Origin of the sequence: Synechococcus sp. R55.3, from assembly GCF_047461975.1 — a bacterium.
Classification (GTDB): Bacteria; Cyanobacteriota; Cyanobacteriia; order Thermostichales; family Thermostichaceae; genus Thermostichus.
The window spans coordinates 1-8645 of the sequence record NZ_JANSIG010000109.1; the positions used below are offsets into that span (position 1 = coordinate 1).

At 58.0% G+C, this 8645-nt stretch carries 10 protein-coding genes and 1 pseudogene; 5 read left to right on the plus strand and 6 right to left on the minus strand.

Annotation, left to right across the window (positions count from 1 at the left end):
- The 4 genes and pseudogenes from NW849_RS13110 to NW849_RS13125 all read right to left on the minus strand — a co-directional run.
- Nucleotides 1-194, minus strand: a pseudogene (locus NW849_RS13110) (ABC transporter permease); the annotation flags it as partial.
- A gap of 1 nt (nt 195) precedes the next feature.
- Nucleotides 196-942 (minus strand): class I SAM-dependent methyltransferase, encoded by a 747-nt coding sequence (locus NW849_RS13115; protein ID WP_414358145.1) that lies wholly within the window; start codon nt 940-942, stop codon nt 196-198.
- Nucleotides 943-984: 42 nt separating this feature from the next.
- Nucleotides 985-1620 (minus strand): FHA domain-containing protein, encoded by a 636-nt coding sequence (locus NW849_RS13120; protein ID WP_414358146.1) that lies wholly within the window; start codon nt 1618-1620, stop codon nt 985-987.
- 31 nt (nt 1621-1651) lie between these two features.
- Entirely contained in the window at nt 1652-2842 is a 1191-nt protein-coding gene (locus NW849_RS13125) for an RNA-guided endonuclease InsQ/TnpB family protein (protein ID WP_414358148.1), read from the minus strand.
- Between the two features lie 380 nt (nt 2843-3222).
- Here NW849_RS13125 and NW849_RS13130 point away from each other — a divergent pair, with 380 nt between their 5' ends.
- Nucleotides 3223-3903: a DUF3318 domain-containing protein gene (locus NW849_RS13130; protein ID WP_414358150.1), complete on the plus strand. Its 681-nt coding sequence runs from the start codon at nt 3223-3225 to the stop codon at nt 3901-3903.
- 4 nt (nt 3904-3907) lie between these two features.
- On the opposite strand, the gene NW849_RS13135 is transcribed toward NW849_RS13130, so the two are convergent.
- Entirely contained in the window at nt 3908-4861 is a 954-nt protein-coding gene (locus NW849_RS13135; protein ID WP_414358152.1) for an asparaginase, read from the minus strand.
- Between the two features lie 142 nt (nt 4862-5003).
- Between NW849_RS13135 and NW849_RS13140 the strand changes: the two genes are divergently transcribed.
- The 4 genes from NW849_RS13140 (at nt 5004) to NW849_RS13155 (ending at nt 8310) form a co-directional block, all read left to right on the plus strand.
- Nucleotides 5004-5798, plus strand: a complete 795-nt coding sequence (locus NW849_RS13140; protein WP_414358155.1) for a sirohydrochlorin chelatase — start codon at nt 5004-5006, stop codon at nt 5796-5798.
- Nucleotides 5799-5841: 43 nt separating this feature from the next.
- Nucleotides 5842-6645 (plus strand): uroporphyrinogen-III C-methyltransferase, encoded by an 804-nt coding sequence (gene cobA, locus NW849_RS13145; RefSeq protein ID WP_414329160.1) that lies wholly within the window; start codon nt 5842-5844, stop codon nt 6643-6645.
- The gene (locus tag NW849_RS13150) at nt 6642-7430 is read left to right on the plus strand and encodes an ABC transporter permease (RefSeq protein WP_414358157.1); all 789 of its coding nucleotides are present in this window, start codon (nt 6642-6644) and stop codon (nt 7428-7430) included. The genes cobA and NW849_RS13150 overlap by 4 nt, the downstream gene beginning before the upstream one ends.
- A 190-nt stretch (nt 7431-7620) precedes the next feature.
- On the plus strand, nt 7621-8310 hold the full coding sequence (locus NW849_RS13155) for a response regulator transcription factor (protein ID WP_414358159.1): 690 nt from the start codon (nt 7621-7623) through the stop codon (nt 8308-8310).
- Here the strand turns inward: NW849_RS13155 and NW849_RS13160 are convergent.
- Nucleotides 8296-8559 carry a ParB N-terminal domain-containing protein gene (locus NW849_RS13160; RefSeq protein ID WP_414358160.1) on the minus strand — a complete coding sequence of 88 codons (264 nt, stop codon included), beginning with the start codon at nt 8557-8559 and terminating at the stop codon, nt 8296-8298. The genes NW849_RS13155 and NW849_RS13160 overlap by 15 nt on opposite strands.
- Nucleotides 8560-8645 lie beyond the last annotated feature (86 nt).

The window sequence follows — 8645 nt, forward strand, 5'->3', positions numbered from 1 at the left end:
ACGATGAGGGCTTCCGGCCAACTCCAACCGCCCAGCCGGTGCCCCTGCTGGTAAAACAACGACAGCCCAAACAGAGCCGATCCCAACCCACCCAAACTGCTGAGGCTGGCAAAGAAAAAATTGGCGCGGTACTCCATTTCCGCCGCAATTGAGGTGCTCCAGAACAGCCACAACACCCGCAGATAGCGCGTCATCTTAGGAATCGGTCTTCCACTTACGGTAGCAGCGAGCAGTAATGAAGTAGGGGTGAAATATCTCTAAAAAGTGGCTTTGTAAAACCCGGAAAAACTCCTCAATCCTTTGCGGATCGTCCAGATGAAAAGGAAACTCGCCGTTAAACCCCTTGAAGAAATACCAGTTGATCAACAGCCTACCTTGCGGCTGTAGCCAACCATAAAACTGCCGCAACTGCTCTGCCGGACTTGGCAAATGCTCTATCACATCAAAGCAGAGGATTGTATCCAACTGCATCCCTTCTGGGAAGGTTTCTGGACAGTGGATCCGCTCTTTTAGGCCCAACTTCTCGGCCCGCAGCCGCACCAGTTGTCGATGCACAGGGTTGATGTCCCAAAAGATGACCCGCTCCACCGCCCCACAAAGGGCTGCCCCAATCGCATGGGTGCCAATGCCGCCGCCAAAATCCAGCACCAGCCCGCGGGCATGATCCGCAACCAGGCGTAAGGTATCGCCGATGTAGTCGGTGCTGCTCAGGTGCCAAGCAGCCAAGTCCAGCAAATAGGCGGATCCCACCTGATCCCGATAAAACGCATCTGCCCGATCCCAGCCAAAGTCTCGCCGGCCCAACTCCGCCAATTCTTGCTGCCCTGCCCGCAGCCTCTCCCGCAGATCGGCAGCCGCAAGGCCCAGGAAGGATCCCAGATGGTCTTCTAGGTCAAAGGCATTTTGCCAGTAGCCGCTCAGCGCAGGTGGAATGGGGGGCACAGCAATCAGAGCTCGATCATCTGCTGAATTCGGGGCAGGGAATCAGGCGGCGGTAAAGTCGCCGTTTTTTTTCGGGATCTCTTCCGAGGTTTTCTTCTGGGATCCCAGCAGGGCCCTGTGGTCGCCGGGGGATAAAGGCTTTAACAGACCGGCCAGGGTTTCGGGAGTGAGGCGGTCGGTGCTCTCCACAATTGCCGTCACATTCGGGCCAAAGCCTATCTTATCCAACAACTCAAGGCGATGGGACAAAACCCGTTTCCCATTGACGAATAGGCCGTTGGTGCTGCGGCCAGATCCAGAGCCGCCATCGAACACCACATAGCCATATCCAACCCGGTTCTCATCGGGAATGCGGATGATCAACGCATGCTTGCGAGAGACGCAAGGGTCGTAAAGGCGAATGTGGTTGTTCACTGCCCGGCCTACCGAGTAGTAAATGTTGTCCAGGACAACACCGCGCCGACCCATCTGATCGGTGAAGATCAAGACCAGGTGAGCAGGGTTGGGTTGGGCAGCAGAAGCGTTCATGCTATGGGTGCGCTCGGCGTGGTTGAGGTGTTGGAAACGGCAGCCCAAGGACGGCCAGGCAACGAAGCTGCAGTTAACCCCAGAATGAGGACTTCCCCCTCTTATCGCCCGCCATCGGCTCAAATCATACACCACCATCTTATTTGACATTCTCCCCCGCCTGAAGCCGGGGGATTCTTTCTCAGGTTGCAGAATGACTCCTGCTTACTGAGCTACACCGGGTATGGGGTCGAAACCTCAACCCGATGGGGGATGCCATCACCCCAACTACTGGGACATCAAACTGCCCCAGATACTTTCGTCTCAGATTTACCGACCCTACGCCGTCGCGGTGAAACCGAAAGCCACAAGCCCGGCAATGATACTCCCTACCCCTGGGCTTGTGGAGCATGTGGCAACGCGGGCACTTCTGCGAGGTGTACCGTTCCTCTTGCAACACCACCCACATCCCCAACTTCTCTGCCTTGTAGGTGAGCAGCCGCCGCACCTGTCCCGACAGCATTTGGTGGATTTTCTGGTTCGCTACCTTGTTGTACTGGGCCGACCGCCGGATATCCCGGATGTCCCCAATCACAACCGTCTGCACGCCTCGCCTGTGGAGCGTGGAGACAAGCCTGGTCGTTTGCTTGTGTAAAACGTCCGTAATCTGTCTACGCAGCCTAGCTAACTGACGCTGCTTGGAACGAACTAACCGCTTCCAGCGCCGCGAGCCTCTCTTCTTGCGAGCCATTAGCCTGGAGAGCTTGCCCTTCAGCTTGTTCTGGTAACGCCTTTGGGAACGCAGTAACCGCCCGTTAGCTATAAAAGTTGCCCGACCGTCGTGAGCAGTAGCTAAATGCACTTCCCCTAAATCGACACCTGCTACTTCCCCAGCCTTTGCCGTTACTTCCCCTTCCGGCCTACTTAACTCGTAGCAGGCCCGCAACTCGTACTGCTTGCCGTCCCAGCCGATTTCTACCTGCACCGGTGTATCCCATGCCCAAGGAATAACCACAGGCGGGTTGGTCTTGCCGTTGGAAAGAACTAACTTCCCACCCCGAACCCTAATGGCAGAGGACTTCCAGATGACCTTGAAGTAGCGCCGCCGTCTTTTGGGGGGCTTGGCGTTGGGATCCGTTTTACGACGCTTGTACCAAGACTTCAGAGAAGCAAAGAAACTTTGTACCACTGCATCGGCACTATGGGCGTGAAGTTCGTTTCCACTACTGTTGGGAAACCAGCGCATCAAACTCGAGGGCTTTAACCACAAGCCTTTCTTGCGTGCCACTCGCCAAAAGGAAACCAAGGTCTTGGAGTATAGCTCGCCCGCGGCTAAAGCCAGATGCTGCAGTTGCTCTGAAAACCCCAACTTTAGCTTCCGAGCAAAATACATCGGAAACCCTACTCGTGCTAGCCGGATTTTAGCAAAAAGCCGCCCTACTCGCGTCAGCGGGCCGTAGGCCCTAGGGCGGGGCTTGAACCCAGTTTTTTGGTCAACTCATACCGACAGCGTCCTCTACTTCCCCTGCCTCTCAAGGGCAGAAAGGCCCAAAAGATGGGCGCGTTGCAAAAATGACAACTGATCCAGAACAAGCTGGTCTGGTTTTTACAGTCAATTCAGTTGAGGGTGAGACGGCATTACAGGTGAGATGGCATGGACGCAGACCTCAAATCGCAAAAGGCTTTCTTGGAGCTAGCCTGCAAGGAAGGCTAGGATCCTTATACTATGGGGGTAATGATCTCCAGCCGCTCCTTTAACCGCACCGTGCCAGCATGTATACCATTTCCGACTTTGACCGCCTGATCCAGTTTCTCCCGGTGGAGATCCGCCCTGAAGTGCAGATCGAGATCGGCACCCCCGACCAGTCTCGGATTGTGCAGCCGCTGTGGCGCTTTCCCTGGCAGAAATACTCTCGCTTCGCCATTGACCTCAGCCGTTGGCAGAAGCTGAGCCCTGACCAGCAGAAGATCTACTTCCTGCGAGAAGCGGTGATGGCCACAGAGCTGGCTTTGGGGGATAACTGGTCGGCGTTGTTGCTGTATCCCGCCTTGATCGGGGCCGGCAGCATGGGCATTTTGGTGGAGCTGCAGATGGGAGACAACCTCGGTGTTGGCCTAGCAGCCGGGTTGGCCGCTTCGGCGGTGTTTCTGTTGCGCAAAGCGGAAAAGGGGCAAAAAGCACAAGTTGCAGCCGATGAATTTGCCGTGCGCTACGCCTCGCAAAACGGCTACAGCTCCGAGCAGGCCGCTGCCATCCTGCTGAGTGCGTTGCAACAGGTGGCCATGCTGGAAGATCGCGTTAAAAATGACTACGACACCACCATGCGCCGCCGCAACCTGGAGTTTTTGGCGCAGCGGGGCCTGGGATCCGGCACTCTAACCATCAACCCCAAGTACCGCAACAAAGGCCAGAGCTCCAACCCCAATCCTTACCAAAACCCCTTCCAGCGCTGAGTCTTCAAGGCATGCGCAGTTCCCCTTCTACTTCTAGGCGGGTGTAGGGGCCGACGTTGAGGAAGCGCTCCCCCAGCATCTCGGCGGCGGCAGGTTGGATCCAGCCCATGCGCTGCAGCAGGTGCAAAGCCAAAGCATATTTGGCCCGTGCAGCTCCATCCTGAACCTTGATGGCCAGGCCCATGCCTTCCCCTACCCGGCCAATGCATTGGATCCCTTCAGCACCCGATTTGCTCACCAGATCCCCTTGAGTAGCCCGCATCAACTCCGTGTCGAAACACCCCTGTCCAGCCACCATCTCCGGGTGATGGGTCATGGCCCGTGCTACCGATTCCAAGTCGGGCCGCTCGCCGGCGGTCAGTTGGGCGAATAGGGAGGCCAGGTGATTCAGTTGCAGTTGGTAGGTGGGCACCCCACAGTCATCCCGCGCAAACAAAAACTCTTCCGAGGGCATTTGCAGCAAATCCGCCAGCTTGGCCCGCACCAGGGCTTGCACCGGATGCTGCCGCTGGGCGTAGTCTGACAAGGTCCAGTTTTGGGCGCGGCTGGCCACGAGCATGCCAGCATGTTTGCCGGAGCAGTTGTGGCACAGGGGGCTGGGCTTGCCGGGTGGGGTGGGGCAGACCAGCAAATCGGGAGACAGATCGGCCCGCCACAGTATACTGAACACCTGCCGCGCATGAGCCGTGGTGCCCTGATGGGATCCGCACATGATGGCAATATCTTTCTCAGTGAGGCGGTAGCGCTCGCGGATGCCGGTGGAGAGCATGGCCAGCGCTTGGAAAGGCTTGAGGGCAGAACGGGCAAAGACGGGGGTGGTGCTGTTGCCGGCCATGGCCAGAGAACGCCCGCGGCTATCGGCCACGACAGCTTGGCAATGATGGATAGATTCGGTCAACCCCTCCCGCAAGACATGGATTAAGAGTTCGGGGGCGGTGGAACGATTCTCAAATGACATGAAAACCTGGGAAAGGGCTGACGAAGCTGGGAAAGAGGGTGTGTACTCTTCAAATCATACGCGCAGATCCTACGCGAGAAGTTGGCGGGATCCCCTAAAGTAGCAAAATGGAACCCTTCCGCTCGGATCCCTGACCTCTGCCATGTCCTCCAATCCCCTGGTGTTTTTGGTCTGTCACGGCAGCCGGGATCCCGATTATCAGCAGGCTTTGGCAGATTTGTTGGCCCGGGTGCAGCAGCAGCTGGCTCCCCAGCCGGTGGAGCTGGCCCAGTTGGAAGGTCAGCCTCTCACCCTGGCCGAACAGATTCAGGGACGGCTGGCAGCTTGGCTGGGCGCAGGCCGATCTCCCAATCAGGTGGTGCTGCTGTCACTGTTTATGGGGGGGGGATCCCACGTGGAAGAGGATTTACCGGCTGCGGTGAAGCAGGTTCAAGCTCGCTGGCCGCGCCTGCCCATCCGGTTAACACCCCCCATTGGCCAGCACCCGGCCCTCCTGGATCTGTTGGTGGCTCGCATTCTGGCTCCACAGCCCTCTTGCTCTGCAAAGCTCAGGCAATCCGGCGAACGGGCAGATGCCTGGATTGTGCTTGGCCATGGCAGCCGTCTGCCGGGGTTTGCCGCCCAGCTCCAAGCAGGGATCCAAACTGTGCAACGGCGCTTGCCCGAGATCCCCTTGCATGTGGCTTTTGCTGCCCAGTCCCCCACCTTAGAAGCGGTCGTGATCCATTGCTTGCGCCTTAGCCAGTGCCGTCTACGGGTGCTGCCGTTTTTTCTCTTTCCAGGCGGTCTGCTGCGCGCCCTACAAGAACAGGCTCAGCGATTACAGCGGGAATGGCCTCTGCTCCAAATCCAGGTGGAGCCGCCCCTCTGGCGGGATCCTCAACTGATGCAGGCCATTGTGGAGACACTCCAGGCTTTTAGCCCGGCGCTGGAATAGCCGAATCTTTCCCGTTCCCTCAAAATGGATATTTCCAACAGCAATGACGCGACCAGGACTTGAGATGGGCAAAGTGTATTTGGTGGGGGCAGGGCCTGGGGATCCAGGGCTGCTGACGGTGAAGGGAAAGGCGCTACTCGCCCACGCGGATGTGGTCATCTACGATGCTCTGGTGGGATCCTCCATCCTGGAGCTGATCCCGCCGACGGCAGAACGGATCTATGCTGGCAAACACTGCGGCGCTCACACCTTGCCCCAGGAGCAGATCACAGCCTTGCTGATGGAGAAAGCTCGGACAGCAGCCGTGGTGGTGCGGCTCAAAGGGGGGGATCCCTTCATCTTTGGGCGAGGCGGCGAGGAGATGTTGGCTCTGGTGCAGGCCGGGATCCCAGTGGAGGTGGTGCCGGGAATTACGGCGGGCATTGCCGCCAGCGCCTATGCCGGGATCCCTCTCACCCATCGCGACCTCAGCTCCTCAGTTGCTTTTGTTACCGGACATGAGGCGGCAGGGAAATACCGCCCTCAGGTCAATTGGCGGGCTTTGGCCGGGGCGGTGGAAACCCTGGTGATCTACATGGGCATGCACAACCTCAGCCACATTGCCGCTGAATTGTTGGCCGGAGGGAAAGCTCCCGATACCCCGGTTGCCCTGATCCGCTGGGGCACCACCCCTGAGCAAGAGGTTCATCTGCTCCGCCTGCAGACTCTGGTTGGACAGCCCTCGCCCGTAGCACCGCCTTCAATTGTTGTGGTGGGAGCGGTGGTCAGCCTGGCCAGCTTGTTGCCCACTTTGCGTCCGCCAGTCTCGTATTGCTCCGCAGCGCTTGCGCAACCGGAATCTCCATGAACGCCTTCTTTCGCAAGTTGGGTGCCCTCTTCTCCGCCTACTACGCCTACATGCTGGAGTACCGGGCCGAGCTGATCCTGTGGGTGCTGGCCGGATCCCTGCCCCTGATCATGATGGGGGTGTGGAGCGAGGCAGCCCGCTCAGGAGACTTCTCGCTGTCTGCTCTGGAGTTCATCCGCTACTTTCTGGCGGTGTTCCTGGTGCGCCAGTTCACCATCGTCTGGGTCATCTGGGACTTTGAGCGAGAGGTGGTCGAAGGCAAATTATCTCCTCGCCTGTTGCAGCCTCTGGATCCCGCTTGGCACCATGTGGCCAGCCACCTGATGGAGCGCTTGGCCCGTCTCCCCTTTACCCTGGTTTTAATCGCCCTTTTCTTCGTCCTCTACCCCCGTGCCTTTTGGATCCCCTCTTGGGCCCAGGCGGGGCTGGGATCCCTGGCCATTCTCCTGGCTTTTGCCCTGCGCTTTCTCATGCAGTACACCCTGGCGCTGCTGGCCTTTTGGGTGGAACGGGTGACGGCCTTGGAGCAATTCCATTTTTTGGTGTACTTGTTTTTCTCGGGGGTGATCGCTCCTCTGGAGGTGTTCCCACCACCCGTGCGCCAGCTCTTGGCCTGGACACCCTTCCCCTACCTGGTGCATTTTCCCGCCAGCCTCTGGGCAGGGATCCCGGTGGATATCCTGGGCGGCTTTGGCATGGGCCTGGCCTGGGCGGGCCTGTTTTGGCTGGCCAATCGCTGGTTATGGCGCAAAGGCTTGCAACAGTACTCGGGAATGGGAGCTTAGAGGCCCAGGTTCAGTCCCTCATTTCACAGCTACCGTAGTCTTCAGCTTTCAACCAGGCCACCCTTGAAACCACTATCATGGGTTCAGTCTCCGTAGCCAAATGACGAATCCTGTCCGTCTCCCTAAAATAGCGACAGATAACAGGTGAATAGCGCTTTACCCTTTTCCTTGACAGCCTCCTCGAGTCCTCATGAAGCGTGTACTGGTCGTAGATGACGATCCCCTCTCCCTGAAGGTGCTGAGCCGCCACCTGACTCAGCATGGCTATCGGGTTTCTACAGGCGCTTCGGGTGTAGAAGGGTTGCGTCTGTTTGCCCAAGAGCAGCCGGATGTGGTGGTTTCAGATGTGGTGATGCCGGAAATGGACGGCTTTGAGTTTTGCCGACAACTGCGCCAACAGCGCGGCGGCGAGCTCGTCCCCTTCATTTTTCTCTCTTCGCGGGGAGAGATCGATGACCGGGTTCAGGGCTACGAGCGGGGGGCGGATGACTACATCATCAAGCCCTTTGAACCCCTGGAGTTGGTGGCCAAAATCGAGGCCCAGATTGAACGCTCCCGCCGCACCCAATCGGAAATTCTGCGGCTAATCCAACAGCAGTCCCAGCCAAAACCGGAAGCGGCCCCCCGACCCACTCCACCCGAATTGCCCCTGACCCCTGCTGAGGAGCGGGTCTTTCGGGAAGTCATTCGCGGCTTCACCAACAAGCAAATCGGCGAGAAGCTGTTCATCAGCCCGCGCACCGTGCAAACTCACCTGACCAACATCCTCAGCAAGCTTTCTTTGGAAAATCGCTCGCAACTGGTGCGTTTTGCCTACGAACGGGGCTACACCGCCGAAGAGGAGCCGGGCCAGAAGGGATCCCTTTCAGGCCAGGTGTAGCCTCAAAACAGCACGTGGCGCTTTTCGCACCCGACAGGGGATCCGCTCCTTGCCCAAGCGGACAAATGCCTCGTAGCGATGGCAACCGGAGAACCCATAATACTCCCCTTCCACTTCCAAAACCTCAATGGGCTCCTGCAGACCGATTGCTTCGATAGAAGCCATCAGCGCCCGAACCTTATCCGGATCCGTTTGCCGCGGCAAAGGGCGGCGAATTTGGGCAAGGGGAATCTCGCGAATCTGCGCCATGTTGAACTTTCTGATACATTTACGCTGAACACTGCTGAACATCACTGTTCAACTATGCAGCGATAGCATTCTGTTTGTTTCCAAAC

What these genes read in the sequence shown, in the direction of transcription:
- NW849_RS13120 (WP_414358146.1), bottom strand. Translation starts at nt 1,620, where the DNA reads ATGTCAAATAAGATGGTGGTGTATGATTTGAGCCGATGGCGGGCGATA.
- NW849_RS13125 (WP_414358148.1), bottom strand. Translation starts at nt 2,842, where the DNA reads ATGTATTTTGCTCGGAAGCTAAAGTTGGGGTTTTCAGAGCAACTGCAG.
- NW849_RS13130 (WP_414358150.1), top strand. Translation starts at nt 3,223, where the DNA reads ATGTATACCATTTCCGACTTTGACCGCCTGATCCAGTTTCTCCCGGTG.
- NW849_RS13135 (WP_414358152.1), bottom strand. Translation starts at nt 4,861, where the DNA reads ATGTCATTTGAGAATCGTTCCACCGCCCCCGAACTCTTAATCCATGTC.
- NW849_RS13140 (WP_414358155.1), top strand. Translation starts at nt 5,004, where the DNA reads ATGTCCTCCAATCCCCTGGTGTTTTTGGTCTGTCACGGCAGCCGGGAT.
- cobA (WP_414329160.1), top strand. Translation starts at nt 5,842, where the DNA reads ATGACGCGACCAGGACTTGAGATGGGCAAAGTGTATTTGGTGGGGGCA.
- NW849_RS13150 (WP_414358157.1), top strand. Translation starts at nt 6,642, where the DNA reads ATGAACGCCTTCTTTCGCAAGTTGGGTGCCCTCTTCTCCGCCTACTAC.
- NW849_RS13155 (WP_414358159.1), top strand. Translation starts at nt 7,621, where the DNA reads ATGAAGCGTGTACTGGTCGTAGATGACGATCCCCTCTCCCTGAAGGTG.
- NW849_RS13160 (WP_414358160.1), bottom strand. Translation starts at nt 8,559, where the DNA reads ATGGCGCAGATTCGCGAGATTCCCCTTGCCCAAATTCGCCGCCCTTTG.